Here is a 20072-nt window from a genome sequence, read left to right on the forward strand (position 1 = left end):
TTTAAGTCTATTTTATAATTTCAACCAGTTTTAGAAAAATACATTAATATAAAACGTGCAATATTATATAAGTTTAAATAGGATATTAAAAAAGCCTAAAAATCTGTGCAATAACAAAATTATAAGAAGTTTCCCTTGTTTATTACGAGTTCGACCCGGTGAATACAATGGATTTAAGAAAAAAGATAAGAATTGTAGAAGATTTTCCAATCGAAGGAATAAGCTTTAAAGATGTAACTCCAATTTTAAAAGACCCAAAAGCAATGAAACATACGACAAAAGAGATTACAAAATACCTCGAAGATAAAAATGTCGATGTTATAGTTGGCCCTGAAGCACGCGGTTTTTTATTTGGCATTCCTGTTGCACATGAACTTGATATCGGGTTTGTTCCAGTTAGAAAACCGGGAAAATTGCCGTACAAAACTTTTTCAGTTGATTATGCACTTGAATACGGGGCAGACAGCCTTGAAATTCACAGCGACGGAATTGAAAAAGGCCAGAACGTTGCAATAGTTGACGACCTTCTTGCAACCGGCGGAACTGTTTTGGGAGTTTCCAAACTCGTGGAAAAACTGGGCGGACACGTTTCCGCACTTAACTTTGTAATTGAACTCACAGAACTAAAAGGAAGGGATAAATTAAAAGGATACGGCATACAGTCGCTTGTTAAATATGATTTATAATGCTTTTTTAAATACTAATTATTTTTATTTTGGTGAAGAATATGGTTGAATTATTGGCCCCTGCAAGAGATTTATCGGGCTTGATTACTGCATTCAATAACGGTGCAGATTCAGTATACTGCGGACTAAAAGAAATGAGTATGCGTGCAACCGCTAAAAATTTCGAGAGAAACGAACTAATCGAAGGCATTAACCTTGCACACGATGCAAATAAGCGAGTATATCTCTGCACAAACACGGTAGTTTACGAAGAGGATATTTTAAATTTAAATGAAATACTCGAATTTGCTAAATCCGCTGAAGTAGATGCTGTAATTGTAAATGATATTGGAGCAATGGTTACTGCAAAAGATCTCGGACTTGAAGTTCACGTGAGCGTTCAAAACAACATTACAAATTCAAAAACTGCTGAATTCTTTTCAAAATTTGCAAAAAGAGTTGTTTTATCAAGAGAACTTACCCTAACTCAGATTAAACAGATTAAAGAAAATTTAAAAGTAAATAAAGTTGATTTAGAACTTGAAGGATTTATTCACGGGGCACTATGCACCGCAATGAGTGGAAGGTGCTATTTAAGTTCATATTTATTTAATAGAAATGCGAACTGTGGAGACTGTTTACAGCCATGCAGGAGATCGTGGAAATTAGTAAATGAACACGCTGACGGAACTCATGAGCTAATCTGCGAAGGAAAATATCTTCTTTCGCCAAAAGACCTCTGCATGATTGAACATATCCCCGAAATGCTTGAAGTTTTTGACTGCTTTAAAATTGAAGGGCGTGCTAAAAACGTAGATTACGTGATGCGTACGACAAAAACTTACAGGGAAGCTATTGATTCGGTAATTGATGGGACTTACGAAGAAAAACTCCCATTATTCAAAAAAGAACTCGATAAAATCTACAATCGAGGATATGATATAGGATTTTATTTCAGAGATCTTACTTGTAATACAGATTTGCAATACGAATTTGAAGGAAATATATCTCCTTACAAAAAAATTGAAGTTGGAAAGGTTGTAAATTACTTTAAAAAAGTAGGTGTTGCTGAAATCACCCTTATTGATGATTTAAACGTGGGAGATCGTGTTTTGATAATTGGGCCGACTACAGGATGCGTTGAAGAAAAAATTGAATCAATGCAGGTCGAAGGCGAAAACATTAAAACTGTCAAAAAAGGCCAAAATGTTGGAATCAAACTTGAAAATTTAGTAAGGGAAAATGACAAAGTTTACATTTTAAAAGAGGATTAATTTAGTTTTTAAATTAAAAATCCGATATTAGTACAGTAAATTTTTATATCTAGAAGTATGAATTATGAATATCAAACTCATGGTGATCATATGAAAGAAGATAAGATGTCCAAATTTGCACATATTACGAGCGTACACCCTTGCTACAACGAAAAACTCCACCACAAAATTGGTAGAGTCCACTTACCTGTTGCACCAAAATGTAATATTGCGTGCAGATTCTGTAAAAGATGTATTGGAGAGGAATCAGCCTGTGAAAATAGACCTGGTGTTTCACACCATATCATGAAACCCGCAGAAGTTGAAAATTACTTAAATGACCTGTTGGAAAAAAGTCCAAATATTAAAGTTGCAGGAATTGCAGGACCTGGAGACAGCCTGTTCAATGAAGAAACTTTCGAAACCTTAGAAATATTACAAGAAAAATTCCCAGATCTAGTTAGATGCCTTTCAACAAACGGGCTTTTGCTTCCAAAATATGCTGAAAGGTTAGCAGAACTTGGAGTAAAAACCGTAACCGTTACAGTAAATGCAGTAGATCCAAAAATTCAAGCACAGATTGTTGACTGGATATACTACGAAGGAAAAGTTTACCGTGGAGAAGAAGGTGCTGAAATATTGATCAAAAACCAGATTGAAGGAGTTAAAAAACTAGCAGAATTCGATGTTGCAGTTAAAATTAACACAGTATTGATTCCTGAAATAAACATGAATCATATTGTAGAAATTGCAAAAACTTTCGAAAAAGATGCATTCGTTCATAACGTAATTCCTTTGATTCCAATGTATAAAATGGAAAACTTGAAAAAACCAACCTGTGATGAAATAAGCAATGTAAGAGATACTGCAGAAGAATATCTCCACCAGTTCAGAGCATGCCAACAGTGTAGGGCTGATGCAGTGGGACTTGTAACTGAACACAAACACCTTGAAGAAAAAGGTAAAAAGTTGAATATTTACGATTTAAAACACTTCTCACACTAACTTTTTTTAAATTTTTATTTTTTTAACCATAAGGTATAAATGATACTTTTTAAAGATAGAACTCAAATAAGAAACATGATTTTTAAAGGTGCTATTTATGGAAAATGTAGTAATTACCGTTGTTGGTGTGGATAAACCAGGTATTGTTGCAGCAGTTACAAAAATTCTCTCAGAACACAGCGCAAATATTGTAGATATCAGACAGACAATCATGGAAGACCTGTTCACCATGATTATGCTCGTAGATATCTCAAAATTAGACTCAGATCTTTCAGAATTAAATGTTGCTCTTGAAAAGCTAGGGGCAGAAATTGGAGTTAAAATAAACGTGCAACACGAAAACATCTTCAAATACATGCACAGAATTTAATTTTTAAATTTTTGATTTTTAATACTTTTTTATTTTGTTCACAACAAAACGATTTAAATAGTTTTTAACACATATTGTTTGTACACAATATTGTGTTAGAGGGGAGAATAGTGAAAACCATATTAAATGAATGCATTGACAAACTTTCTAATCTTGAATGTGATTTTGAACTTGAAAATCGTTACATTAAATGGTCAAAACTCGATATCGAGATTTACAAATGCCTTGAAGATCAAGAATACCTAAAAACAAGTTCAAAATGGATAAATAAAGTAATAACGTCTGAAAAGCTAAGCAGTAACAAAACCGGAGAAATTTTAGAAATTAGAAAAATGATAAATAGATTAAACCAGAACTAATCTGTAAAAATCTTAATTTTAATATTTTCATACTTTTTTAAAATAAAAATTAAAAGAAAATAATATTTGAAGTAATTATTTGAAGTTTTTAAGTTCTTCTTGAAGTTTTACTGCTTCGTCCATCCATTCTTCTTCGATAGGCTTTTCTGATGCAACCATCACTACGGTTTTGTCTCGAATTGTTTTTCTAACCCGCATTCCCTCTGGAAAAACACGGTTCATAAAATCAAGAACCCTATCAACAAAATCGTCCTTTGCATCGTGAATTACCATATCTAAATCAAGTTCCGAATCAGTAACAATTTCAAATCTTGAAGGCTGGTCCATAACATTTATTTTTGCTAAAAGCTCAGGCGCGTAAGTTTCGTCATCAATATTTAATTTAGTTATAGTTTTTCCGTTCGATTTCTTTGATTCATTAATTGTTGCAATATCCCTTAATCTTATCAGTTTTGAAGTTGATTTTGGCAAAATTCCAATTATAAAATAAGGAATATCCTGCCTGCAGATCATTTTTGTCTTTATGATAGATTTTCCCAAAACGAGGTCTTCGAGAGACGTTTGAATAATTCTTTCGTAAATTGCTTTTCCAGCTTCGTCATTGCATTCAACATCGATATAAGCCATATTACCCCTGAATCTTAAAAATGGATGATTATTTTCTAAAGTAATATATTGTAAAAATAGTATATAAATAAAGTCTTAGCCACCTGAAACAATTGGAACTAACCTCAAAGTGTCGTTTTCAGAAAGATCATCTGTTTCAGAAAGAATTTCGCCATTTCTAACAACAAGATTGTCTTTTATGCCCATTTTTTCAATGAAATCTTTTAGCTTTGCATTTTCCGGCAGTTCAATTTCGGACAATTCTCCAGCATTCTTTATAAAAACTTTCAAAAGAACCACCTGATTTTAAAATAATAAAAAAATATTTAAAAATGAAAAATAAATGAATCATTCTTCTTTTTCAAGACCGCACATTTTTCTTAATTTTGCACCGACTTCTTCGATTTGTAAGTCTCCTTCGATTCTTCTCATTGCTTTTAAGTGCGCGTGGTTTACTTGTTTTTCAAGCACGAATTCTTTTGTGAATCTTCCATCTTGGATTTCTTTTAAGATTTCTTTCATTGCAGCTTTTGAGTCAGCTGTAACGATTCTGCTTCTTCTTGTAAGTCCACCGTATTCTGCAGTGTTACTTACATCGTTCCACATGTTTTTGAATCCTTTTTGGTAGATTAAGTCAACAATTAATTTCAATTCGTGGCATGTTTCAAAGTATGCCATTTCTGGTGCGTATCCTGCTTCAACAAGTGTTTCGAATCCTGCTTTGATTAATTCGGTAACTCCGCCGCATAAAACAGCTTGTTCACCGAAAAGGTCAGTTTCTGTTTCTTCTTTGAAAGTTGTCTGGATAACTCCGGCCCTTGATAAACCGATTCCTTTTGCCATTGCTGAAACAATGTCAAATGCGTTGTTTGTTGCATCGATTTCGATACAGATTAAACCTGGAACACCGAAGCCTTCTTCGTATGTTCTTCTAACCATTTTTCCAGGTGATTTTGGAGCAACTAAAACCACGTTAACTCCCTTTGGTGGAACAATGAATCCATAGTGGATGTTAAAACCATGTGAAAAGCTGAGTGTTTTTCCTTCCTTTAAATATGGTTTTATCTGGCTTTCATAAACTTCTGCCTGTAATTCGTCAGGAATTAAGATGTGGATGATGTCAGCTTTTTCAGCAGCTTCTTCGATAGTCATTACGTTGTGACCGTCTGCTTTAGCGTTTTCCCATGAAGCACCGTTTTTTCTTAAACCAACAACAACGTTTAATCCGCTGTCTTTCATGTTTAAGGACTGTGCCCTACCTTGACTTCCATAACCGATTACTGCAATTGTTTTTTCTTTTAAAGCATCTAATTTAAAATCTGAGTCATAGAATACCTTCATTGTCTTCACCTCTAATCTCACAACCTTTTATAGTATAATCATATATAATATTAACATCTGATACCAATTTGTATCCACGAATGTATTAATCAATTATACTTAACAATAGAAATCATGATATTTATAAGTTCTTCTTTTAACGATTAAAGAAAGGAAAACGCTTATTTTTTTAGACGATATTTAGACGTATAAATGGACGATTTTTAAGATCTATATTAAAAACGAGTAATTCAGTCTTATTCAATTTGCCGAGCTACAAAGTTGTACGGAAAATTTACAGTGTAACACCTTGGTAACTATTATTAGCCCTGACGGGCAAGTTGTGAAAGTTGGTTCCACTGCGCCAAAGTAAAAAGTACGCCCTACACCTTGCAGGTGCAGGGCTACTGACTAGGGTGTGGGGCTTCGCCCAGAGAGTGCTTGGGGCATATGATTTAAGTTTGGATTATAAAAATAGTAAATGGATCTGTTGCTTTCGGGTCTCTGAACCCTCAGCCTCATCTCAAGATGCAGGATTGATTAATTTTTAGGGTGTTGCATCTCTCCGATTCGGCACGCAACAGGAATTATTTTCCAGAGGTCATGCCATGGGCTTATATGCCCTTTCGGGTATCTATCGCCCAGGCGATAATGAGTGCTTAGGGCAATTGATTTTATTCCCTTCGGGCTTGGAAACTCGTTAAAATATATAATTTTTTACTATATCGGGTTTTGCCCTTTGGACCGCTACGCTCAAAACCTCGTATAGTAAAAAATTCAAAACTACTGAACAAGACCAAAAAGGTCAGACAGATTACTATCCCCAAGGGGTTTAATTTGCATATATGATTTTATTCCCTCCGGGTTTTACTCGATATCGAGTAATGCTTCAGAAAAAACTACTTTTCTGCTGCATTCAAAATATATTTTTATTTTTTTAATTTGTTTTTTCATGCTGCAGACAGTTCATATATTTTTTTCTTATAATAAATTAAAAATTCCAGGAACAGCCCCTAAAGAAAAAATTTAATCTTTGGAAAATTCTTTAAATTCAATTTAAACGATAAATAAAAGTTTTTCTTATAAGAAAATGTAAAAAAATTATTTCATTCTATTCAGATCAGATTTATTAAATTTATTTTTTTGTTCCCTAGTTTCCTTTAATTTTTTGGTCTTTTTCTTTTCTAAAATTTCCCTTCTTACTCTTTCCGAACGAATTCTTTCAATTCCACCGATTTTTAATTTTTTCATTCCCACACCTCATGCTTTCATTTGTTGAACATACATTTTTGCACGTTCTATTTTTCCAGTTCTTTCAATTGCTTTCTGTTTTTCGAAGAATTCTTCAAAACCTTTCAAAAACGGAACTTCAAAAGAAAAGCCAGTATCAGTTACTAATCGCCCATAGTTAGCAATATAAAACGGCTTAAACATGGAACGAATGACTTTATCGAATAAATAAATATCCGGTGCAGTTGTAACAAACATAGGAAGAACTTCTCTTACTTCTTGAAGCAAAAAGTTAAAATTTTTATTTTTTTTGGTAGAATAATCACGATTGTTAAATTTAGATGCAAAATCATCTAAAAATATACAGTCGAATTCGTCTAAGTCTTCAGGAATATCATTTATTGAGTAACAAATTTTATACTTAAATCCGGCTTTTTCAAACAGATACGCAATTGCGTTCATATGGGTAGTTTTTCCACTTCCACGAGCCCCCACAATAGCAATAGAGTCATGCTCCCTATTTTCTTTGTTATGTTTCAAAAGGTCTTCAAATCTCATTTCTGACCCTCTTTTTTAAGATTTTCCTTTTCTTCAATATCCGAAGATTTTCTATAATCTTGAGTATTATTGCAAACTTGATTATAATATGGCAACATATCCGGGTTCGAGTGAGTTAAACGGTTTAATTTATTTTTTTGCCAATAATTATACACTTCTTTTGGAAAATGACCCCGTTTTACACATTCTTTCATAATATAATCAAGATAATTGTGTGTTTTTGTAACGTATTTAGGCGGAATTATTGCCCGTGCCATCTTCTTCGAAGTTTCTGGATTCGGCATTTTTACCACCAAACATCATTTTAAACATTTCTTCATAAGGATTATCCTTATTTTCTTCAAGAATTTCGTCATTTTCTAATTTATCAACCTTATCAAGTTCGTATTTTGATACTCCTGGTTTCAAATCAATCAAAATAAGGTTTAAAATTTTTCCAACTTTTTCGATAACTCTTGAATCAAATGAATTTTTCATTTTTGAGTGTTCCTCAAACATATTTGATACTTTTTCATTCATTTCCTCGAATATTCCCCGATTAGTCAGATAATCAATTTCCGAATACATATGAACGTCTGAAAAGACAATCCTTTTATTTTCCCAGTCGATAGAATCAGCCAAAAAGACAGAGCCACCGTCATGTCCTGAAAATGCTAGAGATTCAACCATGTCATTTTTTAAATGTTTTAAATAGCTGATTTCATGTTCTAAAACTTCTTTTTTAAATTTAGCTTCGTTAAATTCTTTCAATAAGTTATCATATTTTTTGAAGTTTTGTTTTTGTTTTCCTGTTGCAATTCTATAAGCTCGTTTTAAATCCTTTTTTCCGGCTTTTTTCATTGCGATAAAGTGATATATAACATTTTCAAGCTCTTCTTTAACTTTTATTTTGGCCCTAATATCTGCATCGACTTTTTTAATTTCTTCGATTATTTTATCAAGCTCTTTGGAAGACCCAGCAAACTCGATTCTTGCAATATATTTTTTCTTGGTTCCTGACATTTCCCATTCGCCAGTTTTAAAAAGTTTTTTCGGGAAATAGTAAGGAGTTAGTGTTCTACCTTCGATTACAAGAATTACAATATATTCGACTTTGAAAAGACTTGAAATCATAAGGTATGAGGGAACAGCAAAGGCAAATGCACCAAGTAAGGTATAAATAAACCATACTGGAGCAAATGACATCAAAGAAACTAAAAGCCCGATGACTAAACAGACTTTAAAAGCTTTCCAGAGAAATTTTCTTCCCTGATCTACAAGCTCGTACTTCCAGTCGTAATTATATGTTACATTTTTAAGGTTTTCCTGCGGTTCTTGTCTTGGCATCTGTTGTATATCATCTTCCATTACCAACCGCCCCCGATTTCATTTTCTTTTTTCTTTTTCATTCGTTTAATCCACAGGAAATTTAAACCCGAAACGATAATACCTCCAGTAATCATATAGACAAGTGTGTTAAGGTAGTACCACGATTGTTTAATTAAAATCTCTTTATCTTCGCTTTCCTCGTACCATTCGATATAACGTTTGTGAATAACCTTTAAAGTTCCAGTATCATAGATAATCTCTTGATTTTCATCTTTAATTTGAACCCTAAATTTATTAACGTCTGAATGTTCAAGATTAAAGCGATACATCGAATAACCTTGAGATAAATTATATTTCTTCATCTCATCATCGTTAATGTGGAAAAAAACAGTATTTCCGCTAAAATTATTATAGATATTTACAAAAATTTCATCGTAAATAATAAAGCTCTTAGGTCTGTATGCTAAGGATATAGAAGAATTCTTCCGTTGTGAAGTTATTGTAACATCTAAATCGTTAGTTGTTTTGTAAACCTCACCGTATGCAGTCTTGTCTTCAAGTTTATAATCTCTGGAAATCTCTTTCACATCTTTAAAAAGTGAAAAGGATTTCGATATTATTGCATCTGATGACTCATTTGCAACGATCATTATTGTATTTTCAGCACTAACTGGAGTAAATAACGATGCAGTAATAAAAAGAATCATCAAACCTAATACAAATCCTTTTTTAAACACGTTTTAACCTCATTTTAAAATATTACCCTTTTTCCAGTATTCCACAATGTAGCTCCCCAGATCATGCCAAGCATGTTTAGAATAATTCCATCAACTTCAATTCGGATACCTAAAATATGGATTATCGGGTCGCCAATTAGCGGATAGATAAATAAATTTTTGATAACTATTTCATGAATTCCAAAAAAACCGATGAAGAATAGGATTGTTGTTATCAAAGCCCATTCTTGTTTTTTAATAAGTTTACGACCATGTTCTTTTTTATTTGGCATCATCGGTTATCACATCAATCGTCATCTTCGAAGAATTCACCGATTATTGGTATTTTTGGAGCTAACCACAGGAGTAAGATAATAGTAATTATCATAACGACAAGATAACCAACAGGAGAAAACAGTCCTAAATCCCCCGATGCTATTTGTGCGGTCTGCCATGTTGCAAAATAATACGTAATCGGTGAAGTAACCATGTTGAATAATCCGGTAATTATCGAAGATATACCATCAAAGACTGCTGAAAACACGTCTTCAAAATATCCGGTTACATCAATTGCCATATTATCCCCTTTTTTTAAGTCGGAATTACAAGCCCGATTAAGAATTTTATAAGTCCAATCGCTAGTGCTGCCGAAATTACAAACATGAATGTAAATCCAATCGGAGCAAACATACCAAATTCATCAATACATGACTGGTAAATGCCCTGAATACAATATGTAATCTCGTTAATTGCGTTAGAAATCCAATCAATAAACTGTACCGGAATATCAAAGATAGTACTCAATAATTCATCGAGTAACCATTGAACAAGAGCAGATAAAACATCTGCAATATTAACAGTATCCCCATCAATATATTTCGAAATTTCAGGCATAGCTTGAACAATTTTTATACCAATATCTCCCGAAAGTGTACCGTCAGACTCTAAACCCTCAGCACTTGCAGGAGTTTCTTCTCCATCTGTTGAACTTCCACCATAAGAGTCATCAAATGCCCCCAAATCCAAAGTGGTAGTATCATCGTTATTGTTATCATAATCTGAAGAACTTGATGAACTTGAACCGGAAATAATGTTTGAAACTGCATTTGAAACTGAAGAAACCGCACTTGAAACAACGTTCTTCACACTCGTTGCGACACTTGATACGGCACTTGAAACTGAAGAAACCGCACTTGAAACAGTACTCGAAACGGTTGAGGCCACTTTCGAAACTGTTGAAGATACTGAAGACACAACATTTGAAACTGTTGAAGATACGCTACTTACAGCACTTGAAATTGAACTAGATATACTCGACCAAGACCAAGCATAATTCGGGCTTATTAAAAGGAATAAGCAGAGGATTAATACAAATCCTTTTTTCATGCTTTCCCTACTTGATTAATTGATTGTATTTGAATGCGTTGAAAGTTAAAACTCCAAAAAATGAAACATAGCCGAGCAAGAAGATACAGCAAGACATATCTCCTGTTAATGCACCGCCTATAATTTCCATTGAAAAGTTTGTGTAACCGTCCATCAAAAGACCTACAAAAGCTCCGATTGACGCACCAATTGATTTTACTTGTGTGGTTACGTTACTAACTGTCGAAGTAATTCCAAGCATTCCTGCAACAGACCCTAAAAGCCCAAAGAGGAAATCACCCGAAATTAAAAATCCAAGTCCTAAAACGACTAAACCGACTACAAAAGGTACAACTGAATCCTTAGTTACTACCTTATCGTATTCGACACCGTCATATCTTCCATCATAAACAGTCATGTTTACTCAATCCTCCTTCCTATTTTTCCGGCAAGTTCTGTCGGGTTAAAGTACGGAGTACAAGCAAATGCACCGATTAAAAGTACAATTCCTGAACCGCCAAACATCATATCTTTCGTGGTTGACGAATCAACGCCTACTGAATCGATAACCTGTACGCAGTAGTAGAATGTGTTTCCTGCACCGCTTGGCAAGTATGTGGCATCGATATAGAATGTTGTCGTATCTTGTAGTTTCAAGAGAACATCAGGAGTAAATATAAATTCGGCAACAATTGAGCCGGTTTCGTTATCGTATTCAAGGTCTTCAAATGAGTATTCTCTAACAACTACGCTTGCAGTGTGTAAATTAACGGTAAGTGTTGAATTTGTTTCAATCATATCGACATCGTCTGAGTCGATGTAAACTCTGATTTTATCGATTTTGTCAGCTTCTGAACTGTTAAACCGCATAGTTAAGTATGCCATTGGTTGTTGAGTTGATGAAACGTATGTATCGGTAGTACCTGTCAAGAAGTACGTTAAACCGTCTGAATCGAGAGTATCAAGAGTATATTTGTTTGTTCCGTCAATGAAATATGCACTTGGTAACAAAACAATTGATGAATTTTCATCACAGTTTGATGCAATAACAGTATTTACGCCAATATCAGATATTGAGTCCATATACAAACCTGCAACAGCAGGGGCAACCAAAGCAACCATTAAAACAATTCCTAATGCTATCATGGTCTTTTTCTGTGCCATTTTCTGGTATGTACTTTTACTCATTCTTTTTCCTACTGAATAAGTGTACTTTCCAGAATTTGCGAACTTATTGCCATAATCTTTGGCTTTTTTTCCGTAATTCTTTTTTGCCATAACTCACCTCGTTTAATTTTTTGAATTTTTATGCATCTGTTTTCCTGCACCGTAGAATATTTTTGAAATTTTCGCAAAAATTCCGGCTTTTTCAGAGTCTTTTGTCTTTTTAGACATTGCATAAAACTTTTTAGCTTTTTTGTATGCCGTATTTACAGCCTTTCCCTTATCTTCGCCATAAGTCTTGTTAATGTAGTTCATTTGACCTGAAACATAGTCATTAACACCTTGCTGGGTTTCAAAAGAGTTCGGGTAAGCTTTTTTTTGTCTTGCCATTTAACCACCGAAATGTTTTTAGGGTAACCCTGAGTATTAATTATTAAAATGGCAGTATAAAAAAGCTCTAAAAATGTTAAAAACGTTTAAAATGTTGTAAATGTTGAAAATCTCTAAAATGTTTTAAATGTTGTAAATGTTGTAAATCTAAAGGTCTGATTTAACCCATTTTGAAACTAAATATCCAAAAATAAAAGCTGACTCAAAAGCCCAGTAAACGTTATTTATTAATTCTGAATTGTAAAAAACAATTTCTCTAAAGAATAAAAGTGCAGAAATAAAGCAGAGAATGTATAAAACACCTATTTTATTATAATGGGCGTTAAATCCCATTAATGCCCCAATAAGCCAGTAGCCATTGTATAACAACATTATTTTCCCTTTTTAATTCGAATCCATATAATGGCTAAGATTAAACAAGCAATAAATCCAAATACATATTTGGCAACGAAAAAATACAAATCGTCAAATAATTTCATTGATTATCGCCTTTTTTAGCTCGTGCTTTTTGAACTCTTTTACTGTGTGCTAATTCCATACCAAGTGCAAAAATTCCCCAAAAACAAAACGTTTCAAATGCAATTCCCAAATAAAACAAACTTTGAAATGCAAATAGCATAAATGGGTCATTTTGCATATTCAAATAAACTAAAAATCTTGCAAAACCTAAATAAAATATAATATAACCTATTGCAAGTACAATATGTTGCCAAAACTCTTTTTCGACTTTTTCCATGAATTATCCCCTCGATACATAGAAATCAACTTCATTTTTTGGAATACTGACAAGTTCGAACTCAAATCCGCTTTCAGTTCTCAAAATTCTAAGGCAGATGTGGTTTTTCTTTTGAGTCGAAATATTAAAAGATAAATTTCTAAATTGCCCGATCTTTAAACCAAGTTTTTCAGGGTCTTCTGAATCAATCCATTTTTCAGCTTCTTCCATAGCTTTCTCTTTTATCTCTTTTCGAACTCCGCCGTTTATTTTATCGTAAATCTCGATTACTTCATCCGCAGGAACCAATAACATTTACATCGCCCTAAACGATTCTTTGTATTTTGCACCAACATAAGAAGAAACTGCCAAAAAAATACAGCCAATGCCACCGCAGATTAAAGAACCTTTAACAGTTCTTGCAACCAAACAGAGCGTGAAAAATACGCCCATTAAAGTAATTAAAACTCCAACATCAAAGCCTTTGGAAAATCCGTTATCAAATTCACTTTTCTGCAAATCAAACCACCTGATAACCATTATTATTGAATTCAATTTCTTTTCTGTCAATTAGGTAATCTAAAATTTCATCGATTGTTAATTCATCAAAATCAAGGTCTATATGCTTTAAAATATCTAAATAAGACATATAGCGATTTTTAAAGATTAATTCGTAAACTTTATCGATACTTTCATGAGTTATTGAATTATTTAAGTAAATTCCTTCAATCAATCTCAAATCTCTTAAAATTTTAAGAAATATGAAAAACTCGTTTACATTTGGAAATTCTTGTTTAATTTTTTCTATTCTCTGCATTAACTCCTTTCTCGTAATTTTTGTTAGAATTACGCTTCTAAATGTTGTTAATAAAGCATTTGCGTGTACTTCGTCCATTATTTTTGAAGTTCTGATTTTTTCTTCCCGTATTGAATTTATGGATTTATACAAGTTAATCACCTTTAAAATTCAGTTTTTCCATTAATTTTCGTTATATCTTAAATTTACAAAGAGATCATTTTTCAGATCCAGTTGTGAATTTAAACTTAATTCTGACCACATTTCCCTAAAATATAAATATGAAATTTACAGATGTGTGTTAAGTCCTGTTTTGAATTTATTGGATTATTGTGGACCTTAAAGCTGAAAACATTTAAAATCTATATTCTTCCCATTTTCAACAGGACTGCTGTTTTCAGCTTTTTTAATAATTCATAACGTTTTTACCAGTTTTTAGTTCGAATTCGATTTTTTCGGTTTTATCCCAATATAACGATTATTCATAGCCCCGATTACAGAATATATATTGGCGAGAAATCGTCAAACACTCGATAGTGACCCATATACTGCCCCCCAGTATGGACTATTTAAAATAAACCCACTTGATGTGTGAAATTACGATTTTTTTATAAATGTTTCTTTTTTTTGATAATTTCGATCATTTTATGGGCATTTGTCGCAACTTTTTCGATTTTTACATAATCAAAAGTGCTTTATATCACAATTTTCAAAATTTATACTGCCTCGGACGTATCTCCCGGGGTATTTGGGGGATTATAGGTGGCAGTGGTTTCAATATTTTGGGCCATTTATTTCGAGGGGATTTAAATGGCCCCCAAAACTTTTTTACTATTTTGACCCGATATATTGGTTTTGATTACCCTAAACGTTTAAATACTGCTATTTTCAGAAATTATATTGCCCGAGGTGGGAAAAACCTTGGGAAACAGGGAGTTTCATCAGTTGGTAAATTGATTCATACACCTTTTAGAACAGTTCATTTCGGGGGTTCTGGACTGTTCCAATTTTTAACTTTTTCAATGCTATTTTCAAATTTTTTAAAATTTAAATCCCATTTTGTGGATATACCCAATTAAAAGCACAAAAACCTACACAAAGCACTTATATAGTTCAAAAATCACTTTTTATTAGGTCTTGAAGTTCCAGATTAAGCAGAGGTTATATATTCAAATTTGGACTTCGGGGCACCATTTCATTCACCTGTGAATTGAAATTACATTAAACTTTTCAGAACCATTACGTTAAATTTGTGCCATTTAATGTATGAAATAAACCTGAAACAAACAGATTATTACCTCGAATATTCAAAATACCACCTTTTTAAACATACCGTGTTACTTCTGCCCTTTTTTCGCAGATCGGGGCAGATGTTTGGAATTTTTTAACTTTTTCTGAATTTTTTAGCCATTTTTCACCACCATTACAAAATTAAAGTCTGCTGCCCTTTTTTCCGCTCCAAAACATTCAAATCATAGGACACTTTTAAGGTTTTGAGAACTCTTACAGCGGTTTTATTGCCTAATTGGGCAACTACTTGATAAGGATTCTTTTTTATGTCTTCTCTCGTTTTAATTCCAACATCATAGAGCTTTCTTGCTTTTACCCGACCTATTCCACGGATTTTTAAGAGTTCAACAAGTTCTTCAGAAGCCCCATATTTTAACCGGACTTCGATATTTGAAAACTCGTTCCAGTAGTCTTTCAGGTTTTCCGAGATTCTGAGAAGCTCTTTTGCCGAATAAATCATCCAGTTCATTTGCTCTAATTTGTATCGTAAAATTCCGGGTTCTACTGCAAAGTTTTCGTGTATTTCTTCGTCTGTACTTTCATTAATCCAAGCTTTAAACAGTCCTGAGTAAAAGAAATCATCGACAAGGTCATCTACTGTATCATATCCTAAAGATTCAAGCTCGTTTCTTAATTCTGAATTATCTTCAGGAGTTCGGAGTTTTGGTTTCATTTCGTGAGTTCCCGAAAGAGTTAATAAGATGTGATCTTCAAAAGAATAGTTTTCAAGTCCTTTTAAGCCGTCTAATATGTGAATCGCAGATGAAGGCGAAATATAAAGCTCGGATACTCTCAAACCTAAAGCAGTAACTTCAAGGATTTCATTTTCAGGTCTTACAAGTTTTGAATTTTTGAAATCAAACAGGATTTCTTCAACGGTTCTCTTTATTTTCCCGAAATCATCATATTGGTAGGCATAAAACGTATTTTTTAAGAATTTGTAAAGTTCTGTCTTATTTCGGGTAATATCCGAAGCAATTAAACCTAAAATATGCTTTTCTAAGCTCTTGTAATTGGCAATTCCTGAATAGATGTGTTCAGGGTCTCCATTTAAAAGATTCAAAGCTTCCATAACATCGGCTTTTTTCTTCAGAACAACTATTCCTTCACCATAAGGGTCAAGTCCGGGTCTTCCTGCTCTACCAATGCACTGGTGAATTTCCATAACAGGTATTAATTTCATTCCGTTATCTGAAAATCTCTTTACATCTCGAATTATTGCACGTCTACAAGGCATATTCAGACCTGCTGAGAGTGTTGGAGTACAGCAAATAACTTTTATTATTCGATTTCTGTAAGCTGATTCAACGATTTTTCTCTGTTGTGTAGTTAATCCTGCATGGTGAAAGGCTATTCCTTTTTTTACACAGTCTGCAAGAGTTTTAACGGTTTTACCCTCTGAATCTGAGCTTAAAAGTTCTTCAGAAACTTCAATTAATTTCTCAACTTCTAAGGGGTGTAAGTATTCCCTTAAATCGTGCTTTTTAGCTTCACCAACTGCGTTTCTTTTGGAACTGCAAAAGATTAAACAGGAGCCGTCTTCATTTACTGTATCGATAACTAAATTTTCTAAAGGATTTTTCTTATGCCTTTTAACGTCCTTTTCTTTCTTATCAGTATATTCAATTGTATTTTCAAAGAAAGTCGCTTTTCTAAGCTCAATAGGTCTCCAAGAGTCAATAACTAATTTAGCATTTAACCAGTCTGCGAGTTCTCCAGGGTTCCCGACAGTTGCCGAGAGTCCTATTATCTGCAATTCTAAAGATTTTAAAATCGTTAAAACCACTTCTAAAGTAGCTCCCCTGTCTCCATCCCCGATTAAATGAATTTCATCTATTACCACACATGAAACGTCTTCAAGCCAGTCAATTTTATGTCTGATTAATGAATCGAGCTTTTCTGAAGTTGTTATGATAAGATTATTACTTGAAAGGTCTTCTTTTGAATCAAAATCCCCGATTGAAATACCGATTTTTAAACCGTATTTCTCGTATTTTTCCTTGAATTCTTCGTATTTCTCAGTAGCTAAAGCTTTTAGCGGAACTATGAATATTGCTTTCTTGTTAGTGGGTTTCTTATTTTCATCTAAAAGATGATTTATAAAAGCCATTTCACCGATTAAGGTTTTTCCGCTTGCCGTTGGAATACATACAAGGAAATTTTTATTTTTCTCTAAAAGTCCGTTATCTAAGACTTTCTCTTGGGGCGGTCTTAAGGTCTTGATTCCAAAATCTTTTAAAACTTCGTGAACGCTCATTTTTTCACTTCATTGTCATCAAGCTTTCTAAATGAAATAACCGTTTCATATGCACTGTATTTCCAGTCTTTATCACTCATTTCATAGAGCTTATCTTCATAGTCTTTCTGAGCTTCCCTGCTTCCAATTTCAAACCGAGAATAATCATCTATTTTTCCACAGTTTTCACAAACATGGCAGTACTTCTCAGGGTCATATCGCATTAAAAAACCACATTCACAACGGTAAAATCCCTGTAATGAATGTTTTAATCTTAATACCGAGTCTTTCCACCGCCAAAGACCTTTTTTACCACCAAGTTCTTTTTCAAGTGGGGCAATTAAACCACGATATTTAAGACGTTCTCTAAGACCCCCAGTTGCAAAATCAAACGACAGTACAAAAGCCCGACCAAAAAGGATAGTTTTTACCAAATTCAAAGGTAAATGCCACCATTCAGCATAATCTTGAACGATATCCTCACCAGTAATTTGTATGGGTCTTAATGAATCAAAATCAAAACCAAAGAAGGCATAACAATGCTTTATATTCTTAACAATACTGTAATACATTGTTTCAGGACTTCCAACAATCCACTGTCTCGAAGCTTCTCCGTTCCACGTGAACTCGTGCCTATTGATCCCCGCTCCTTTTTGATACCTCTTAAACTGAACTTTTATTGATTTTCTTTCAGGAGTGTAATATTCCGTATTTGTCAAATTTCCGAATGCTTTCATGTAATTTTGCTTCCTTTCATCAGTAATATGTTGAAACTGAAGCGATTCACAATTTAACCATTCAACGTCAATTTCTGCACTTTGAATTGAAACCTCAATTAAAGAATAAATATCTTCATTTGAATTATTCTCTCGTGCAATCTTTTCAATATCAATTCCAAAGATTTTTTTAAGGTAATAATCGTATTCGTACTTATACTGTTCAATTCTGTCGTGAAGGAGTTCTGTAAATTCCCTTAATAAACTTCCTTCTGAATCTTCTACAACCTCGATAGGAAGAACGTTATTGTCGTGATAAGAATCTTCATAAGGGTCTATATTGTGTTCTTTCATGTAGAGTCGGTTCACATTGAAGTAACCCCTTGCAACGTGTGGTTGCCTGAAAGATATCGCAATTGAAGCAATTTCTTCACCATCAAAGTCTTCTTCAAGAGGAAATTTACTCCATGTTTCGACAGGCGTTCTGAAGTGATAATCTCCGGTTTTTCTTCCGTGTCTTTTTTCAGAAATCAAAGTTACAAGTCGAGGAAAGTCTTCAGACCATTTATTAAATGCAGTCTTGTCAAACCCATTTCCCAACGTTTTACGAAGTAAAGGCACGTGAATCGTAACATAAACCCTATCGATTACGATTCTCCGTTGATAAAACTCCTCATAGCCCGAGCGATATCTTACCTCATTCAACGGTAACCACGTCGGAAAATATCTGCAATCTCCCCATCACAGAGACCATAATCTTTTCCTGCACTTTGTAAAGTCGTTAAACTTGCCCCGGTACTTCTGAGTTTTTTAAGTTCGTCAAGTGCGTTTATGTGGTAACCGTCATCAATCGCAGCTCTAAATCGGTCATCTTCCTGATATGCTAATATTATCATTCGCATATCCATGTGAGTCAAATAAGCCTGTTTTGAAAGATCTCTTGAAGGACAGTTTGCATAAGACTCAATTAAAACATATCCTGCGTGTTCAGGGTCAAACTCATTAATTACCTGAGCTTCATCACCGTAACTTTTTTTGTGAGGATAAGCTACAACTCGACCATAGGACAAATTAACCCTTGCAGGTTTCGGAAGTTTGTCAAAGTCAATTACTCCCATGATTTAAGCCTCTTGTGATTTTGCGTTTTCAATAACTTCGTATGCTTTTTTGATTACTGCTTCAGGAATATTCAAGTCTTCAGCGTAACACTCAATTGTTTTTTCAGAGTTTCCGTTTCTAATCATTCTTACAATTTCCCAAACTTTACCATTTGCAACACACTTATCAAACATTTCTCCAAATCCGCCTTCATCTGCGATTTTACTGTCAATAACTTCGCTAAGTAATGATATCGGAATGTTAGCGAGGTATTTTGTTGCACCGTTGGACTGGAACGATTTTACTTCATCGAAAAATACGGTTACAGTTCCTTCTTTTTCTTCGTTGTAAATGTCGTATTTGTCAGTTTTAGGGTTTTTGTCTTTTCCTTTTTCAATAATTACGCTTACATTTTTTCCAAAATGTTTTCCGTGAAATTCTGCTTTATGTTCTCCAATTTTAGCCATTTTTATCAACCTTTTTGATTTTGTAGTCTCCATAGCAATAATTTACTTCAATTTTATCGTTAGGCTGCAAACCGTTAGATTCGGTCTTGAGATAGTAAGGATTTTCGTTTCTATCCTCAACGACAAAAACATGAACTTTTACTTCTCTGCTTCCAAGGTACTCCCCATTTAACGAAAAAGTTTTAACTTTTTTGTATTCGGGAGGTCTTCTTCCTTTTACCACATACTTTTGAAGTCTGTAAGTTCGTTCAATTTCAGGATACATTTAATCATCCTTGTTTTCACCTTGAATTTTGATTTTTACCTTCTTTCCGATTAGTTTTTTAGGTAATGTGATATGTCCGGTGTTTCCGAATGGTTTTACCTGTTTTACGAGGGGTTTTTTCTTTGTCATTATCGCCTCTTTTGATTGGATTTTAAAATGTTTTGAGGGGGTGGGGGGTAT

At 33.7% G+C, this 20072-nt stretch carries 30 protein-coding genes; 6 read left to right on the forward strand and 24 right to left on the reverse strand.

All coding sequences use genetic code 11. From position 1 onward, the window contains the following. Nucleotides 1–167 precede the first annotated feature (167 nt). From MMARC5_RS04620 to MMARC5_RS04640, 5 genes are all read left to right on the forward strand, one after another. Nucleotides 168–686, forward strand: a complete 519-nt coding sequence (locus MMARC5_RS04620) for an adenine phosphoribosyltransferase (RefSeq protein WP_011868675.1) — start codon at nt 168–170, stop codon at nt 684–686. Nucleotides 687–727: 41 nt separating this feature from the next. Further along, nucleotides 728–1939 carry a U32 family peptidase gene (locus tag MMARC5_RS04625; protein ID WP_011868676.1) on the forward strand — a complete coding sequence of 404 codons (1212 nt, stop codon included), beginning with the start codon at nt 728–730 and terminating at the stop codon, nt 1937–1939. A gap of 90 nt (nt 1940–2029) precedes the next feature. Then, the gene (locus MMARC5_RS04630) at nt 2030–2923 is read left to right on the forward strand and encodes a radical SAM protein (RefSeq protein WP_011868677.1); all 894 of its coding nucleotides are present in this window, start codon (nt 2030–2032) and stop codon (nt 2921–2923) included. Nucleotides 2924–3020: 97 nt separating this feature from the next. Then, on the forward strand, nt 3021–3293 hold the full coding sequence (locus MMARC5_RS04635; protein WP_011868678.1) for an ACT domain-containing protein: 273 nt from the start codon (nt 3021–3023) through the stop codon (nt 3291–3293). Nucleotides 3294–3403: 110 nt separating this feature from the next. Next, complete coding sequence (locus tag MMARC5_RS04640; RefSeq protein WP_048058463.1) at nt 3404–3652, forward strand: hypothetical protein; 249 nt, start codon at nt 3404–3406, stop codon at nt 3650–3652. Between the two features lie 75 nt (nt 3653–3727). Here the strand turns inward: MMARC5_RS04640 and MMARC5_RS04645 are convergent, their stop codons facing one another. From MMARC5_RS04645 to MMARC5_RS04695, 10 genes are all read right to left on the reverse strand, one after another. Further along, nucleotides 3728–4279 carry a methanogenesis marker 17 protein gene (locus MMARC5_RS04645; protein ID WP_011868680.1) on the reverse strand — a complete coding sequence of 184 codons (552 nt, stop codon included), beginning with the start codon at nt 4277–4279 and terminating at the stop codon, nt 3728–3730. A gap of 75 nt (nt 4280–4354) precedes the next feature. Next, the gene (locus MMARC5_RS04650) at nt 4355–4549 is read right to left on the reverse strand and encodes a MoaD/ThiS family protein (RefSeq protein ID WP_011868681.1); all 195 of its coding nucleotides are present in this window, start codon (nt 4547–4549) and stop codon (nt 4355–4357) included. Between the two features lie 57 nt (nt 4550–4606). Further along, nucleotides 4607–5599 carry a ketol-acid reductoisomerase gene (gene ilvC / locus MMARC5_RS04655; RefSeq protein ID WP_011868682.1) on the reverse strand — a complete coding sequence of 331 codons (993 nt, stop codon included), beginning with the start codon at nt 5597–5599 and terminating at the stop codon, nt 4607–4609. Between the two features lie 1080 nt (nt 5600–6679). Next, nucleotides 6680–6829, reverse strand: coding sequence for a hypothetical protein (locus MMARC5_RS09645; protein ID WP_155810364.1), 150 nt, complete (start codon nt 6827–6829; stop codon nt 6680–6682). Between the two features lie 9 nt (nt 6830–6838). After that, complete coding sequence (locus tag MMARC5_RS04665; protein ID WP_011868683.1) at nt 6839–7366, reverse strand: ATP-binding protein; 528 nt, start codon at nt 7364–7366, stop codon at nt 6839–6841. A gap of 231 nt (nt 7367–7597) precedes the next feature. Further along, on the reverse strand, nt 7598–8713 hold the full coding sequence (locus tag MMARC5_RS04675; RefSeq protein WP_011868685.1) for a hypothetical protein: 1116 nt from the start codon (nt 8711–8713) through the stop codon (nt 7598–7600). Next, complete coding sequence (locus tag MMARC5_RS04680; protein WP_048058466.1) at nt 8713–9411, reverse strand: hypothetical protein; 699 nt, start codon at nt 9409–9411, stop codon at nt 8713–8715. Before MMARC5_RS04680 ends, MMARC5_RS04675 begins: the two co-directional genes overlap by 1 nt. Nucleotides 9412–9425: 14 nt before the next feature. Next, nucleotides 9426–9686 carry a hypothetical protein gene (locus MMARC5_RS04685; RefSeq protein WP_048058467.1) on the reverse strand — a complete coding sequence of 87 codons (261 nt, stop codon included), beginning with the start codon at nt 9684–9686 and terminating at the stop codon, nt 9426–9428. Between the two features lie 11 nt (nt 9687–9697). Then, a complete protein-coding gene (locus tag MMARC5_RS04690) occupies nt 9698–9967 on the reverse strand; it encodes a hypothetical protein (RefSeq protein WP_011868688.1) in 270 nt (89 codons plus the stop codon). A 14-nt stretch (nt 9968–9981) separates the two neighbouring features. Further along, on the reverse strand, nt 9982–10536 hold the full coding sequence (locus tag MMARC5_RS04695) for a hypothetical protein (RefSeq protein WP_155810366.1): 555 nt from the start codon (nt 10534–10536) through the stop codon (nt 9982–9984). Between MMARC5_RS04695 and MMARC5_RS04700 the strand changes: the two genes are divergently transcribed. Continuing rightward, entirely contained in the window at nt 10481–10723 is a 243-nt protein-coding gene (locus MMARC5_RS04700; RefSeq protein ID WP_048058469.1) for a hypothetical protein, read from the forward strand. The two genes, MMARC5_RS04695 and MMARC5_RS04700, sit on opposite strands and share 56 nt — an antisense overlap. 60 nt (nt 10724–10783) lie before the next feature. Here MMARC5_RS04700 and MMARC5_RS04705 read toward each other — a convergent pair whose 3' ends face one another. The 14 genes from MMARC5_RS04705 to MMARC5_RS09585 all read right to left on the reverse strand — a co-directional run bounded on the left by MMARC5_RS04705 (nt 10784) and on the right by MMARC5_RS09585 (nt 20021). Continuing rightward, complete coding sequence (locus MMARC5_RS04705; RefSeq protein WP_011868690.1) at nt 10784–11173, reverse strand: hypothetical protein; 390 nt, start codon at nt 11171–11173, stop codon at nt 10784–10786. Between the two features lie 2 nt (nt 11174–11175). Then, entirely contained in the window at nt 11176–12033 is an 858-nt protein-coding gene (locus MMARC5_RS04710) for a hypothetical protein (RefSeq protein WP_011868691.1), read from the reverse strand. A gap of 12 nt (nt 12034–12045) precedes the next feature. Then, nucleotides 12046–12309: a hypothetical protein gene (locus tag MMARC5_RS04715; protein WP_011868692.1), complete on the reverse strand. Its 264-nt coding sequence runs from the start codon at nt 12307–12309 to the stop codon at nt 12046–12048. Nucleotides 12310–12456: 147 nt separating this feature from the next. Next, complete coding sequence (locus MMARC5_RS04720; protein ID WP_048058470.1) at nt 12457–12681, reverse strand: hypothetical protein; 225 nt, start codon at nt 12679–12681, stop codon at nt 12457–12459. Between the two features lie 103 nt (nt 12682–12784). Then, on the reverse strand, nt 12785–13045 hold the full coding sequence (locus tag MMARC5_RS04725; protein ID WP_011868693.1) for a hypothetical protein: 261 nt from the start codon (nt 13043–13045) through the stop codon (nt 12785–12787). Nucleotides 13046–13048: 3 nt separating this feature from the next. Next, on the reverse strand, nt 13049–13339 hold the full coding sequence (locus MMARC5_RS04730; protein WP_011868694.1) for a hypothetical protein: 291 nt from the start codon (nt 13337–13339) through the stop codon (nt 13049–13051). After that, nucleotides 13340–13543, reverse strand: a complete 204-nt coding sequence (locus MMARC5_RS04735; RefSeq protein WP_048058471.1) for a hypothetical protein — start codon at nt 13541–13543, stop codon at nt 13340–13342. Nucleotide 13544: 1 nt separating this feature from the next. Next, a complete protein-coding gene (locus MMARC5_RS04740; RefSeq protein WP_048058472.1) occupies nt 13545–13973 on the reverse strand; it encodes a hypothetical protein in 429 nt (142 codons plus the stop codon). A 1270-nt stretch (nt 13974–15243) separates the two neighbouring features. Next, nucleotides 15244–17367 (reverse strand): DEAD/DEAH box helicase, encoded by a 2124-nt coding sequence (locus tag MMARC5_RS04750; protein ID WP_011868697.1) that lies wholly within the window; start codon nt 17365–17367, stop codon nt 15244–15246. Then, the gene (locus MMARC5_RS04755) at nt 17364–18767 is read right to left on the reverse strand and encodes a hypothetical protein (protein WP_011868698.1); all 1404 of its coding nucleotides are present in this window, start codon (nt 18765–18767) and stop codon (nt 17364–17366) included. Before MMARC5_RS04755 ends, MMARC5_RS04750 begins: the two co-directional genes overlap by 4 nt. Next, the gene (locus MMARC5_RS04760; RefSeq protein ID WP_011868699.1) at nt 18764–19180 is read right to left on the reverse strand and encodes a hypothetical protein; all 417 of its coding nucleotides are present in this window, start codon (nt 19178–19180) and stop codon (nt 18764–18766) included. The genes MMARC5_RS04755 and MMARC5_RS04760 overlap by 4 nt, the downstream gene beginning before the upstream one ends. A gap of 3 nt (nt 19181–19183) precedes the next feature. Further along, nucleotides 19184–19627, reverse strand: coding sequence for a hypothetical protein (locus MMARC5_RS04765; protein WP_011868700.1), 444 nt, complete (start codon nt 19625–19627; stop codon nt 19184–19186). Next, nucleotides 19620–19892 (reverse strand): hypothetical protein, encoded by a 273-nt coding sequence (locus MMARC5_RS04770; protein ID WP_011868701.1) that lies wholly within the window; start codon nt 19890–19892, stop codon nt 19620–19622. The genes MMARC5_RS04765 and MMARC5_RS04770 overlap by 8 nt, the downstream gene beginning before the upstream one ends. Next, nucleotides 19893–20021: a DUF2080 family transposase-associated protein gene (locus MMARC5_RS09585; RefSeq protein WP_081430840.1), complete on the reverse strand. Its 129-nt coding sequence runs from the start codon at nt 20019–20021 to the stop codon at nt 19893–19895. Nucleotides 20022–20072: the final 51 nt, after the last annotated feature.

Origin of the sequence: Methanococcus maripaludis C5 (assembly GCF_000016125.1) — an archaeon.
Classification (GTDB): Archaea; AGJL01; Methanococci; order Methanococcales; family Methanococcaceae; genus Methanococcus; species Methanococcus maripaludis_D.

Excerpts from the sequence above, each read along its gene's own strand:
- MMARC5_RS04620 (WP_011868675.1), top strand. The coding sequence starts at position 168 with ATGGATTTAAGAAAAAAGATAAGAATTGTAGAAGATTTTCCAATCGAA.
- MMARC5_RS04625 (WP_011868676.1), top strand. The coding sequence starts at position 728 with ATGGTTGAATTATTGGCCCCTGCAAGAGATTTATCGGGCTTGATTACT.
- MMARC5_RS04630 (WP_011868677.1), top strand. The coding sequence starts at position 2,030 with ATGAAAGAAGATAAGATGTCCAAATTTGCACATATTACGAGCGTACAC.
- MMARC5_RS04635 (WP_011868678.1), top strand. The coding sequence starts at position 3,021 with ATGGAAAATGTAGTAATTACCGTTGTTGGTGTGGATAAACCAGGTATT.
- MMARC5_RS04645 (WP_011868680.1), bottom strand. The coding sequence starts at position 4,279 with ATGGCTTATATCGATGTTGAATGCAATGACGAAGCTGGAAAAGCAATT.
- ilvC (WP_011868682.1), bottom strand. The coding sequence starts at position 5,599 with ATGAAGGTATTCTATGACTCAGATTTTAAATTAGATGCTTTAAAAGAA.
- MMARC5_RS09645 (WP_155810364.1), bottom strand. The coding sequence starts at position 6,829 with ATGAAAAAATTAAAAATCGGTGGAATTGAAAGAATTCGTTCGGAAAGA.
- MMARC5_RS04665 (WP_011868683.1), bottom strand. The coding sequence starts at position 7,366 with ATGAGATTTGAAGACCTTTTGAAACATAACAAAGAAAATAGGGAGCAT.
- MMARC5_RS04675 (WP_011868685.1), bottom strand. The coding sequence starts at position 8,713 with ATGGAAGATGATATACAACAGATGCCAAGACAAGAACCGCAGGAAAAC.
- MMARC5_RS04685 (WP_048058467.1), bottom strand. The coding sequence starts at position 9,686 with ATGATGCCAAATAAAAAAGAACATGGTCGTAAACTTATTAAAAAACAA.
- MMARC5_RS04690 (WP_011868688.1), bottom strand. The coding sequence starts at position 9,967 with ATGGCAATTGATGTAACCGGATATTTTGAAGACGTGTTTTCAGCAGTC.
- MMARC5_RS04700 (WP_048058469.1), top strand. The coding sequence starts at position 10,481 with ATGTTTGAAACTGCATTTGAAACTGAAGAAACCGCACTTGAAACAACG.
- MMARC5_RS04705 (WP_011868690.1), bottom strand. The coding sequence starts at position 11,173 with ATGACTGTTTATGATGGAAGATATGACGGTGTCGAATACGATAAGGTA.
- MMARC5_RS04710 (WP_011868691.1), bottom strand. The coding sequence starts at position 12,033 with ATGGCAAAAAAGAATTACGGAAAAAAAGCCAAAGATTATGGCAATAAG.
- MMARC5_RS04715 (WP_011868692.1), bottom strand. The coding sequence starts at position 12,309 with ATGGCAAGACAAAAAAAAGCTTACCCGAACTCTTTTGAAACCCAGCAA.
- MMARC5_RS04720 (WP_048058470.1), bottom strand. The coding sequence starts at position 12,681 with ATGTTGTTATACAATGGCTACTGGCTTATTGGGGCATTAATGGGATTT.
- MMARC5_RS04725 (WP_011868693.1), bottom strand. The coding sequence starts at position 13,045 with ATGGAAAAAGTCGAAAAAGAGTTTTGGCAACATATTGTACTTGCAATA.
- MMARC5_RS04730 (WP_011868694.1), bottom strand. The coding sequence starts at position 13,339 with ATGTTATTGGTTCCTGCGGATGAAGTAATCGAGATTTACGATAAAATA.
- MMARC5_RS04750 (WP_011868697.1), bottom strand. The coding sequence starts at position 17,367 with ATGAGCGTTCACGAAGTTTTAAAAGATTTTGGAATCAAGACCTTAAGA.
- MMARC5_RS04760 (WP_011868699.1), bottom strand. The coding sequence starts at position 19,180 with ATGGGAGTAATTGACTTTGACAAACTTCCGAAACCTGCAAGGGTTAAT.
- MMARC5_RS04765 (WP_011868700.1), bottom strand. The coding sequence starts at position 19,627 with ATGGCTAAAATTGGAGAACATAAAGCAGAATTTCACGGAAAACATTTT.
- MMARC5_RS04770 (WP_011868701.1), bottom strand. The coding sequence starts at position 19,892 with ATGTATCCTGAAATTGAACGAACTTACAGACTTCAAAAGTATGTGGTA.
- MMARC5_RS09585 (WP_081430840.1), bottom strand. The coding sequence starts at position 20,021 with ATGACAAAGAAAAAACCCCTCGTAAAACAGGTAAAACCATTCGGAAAC.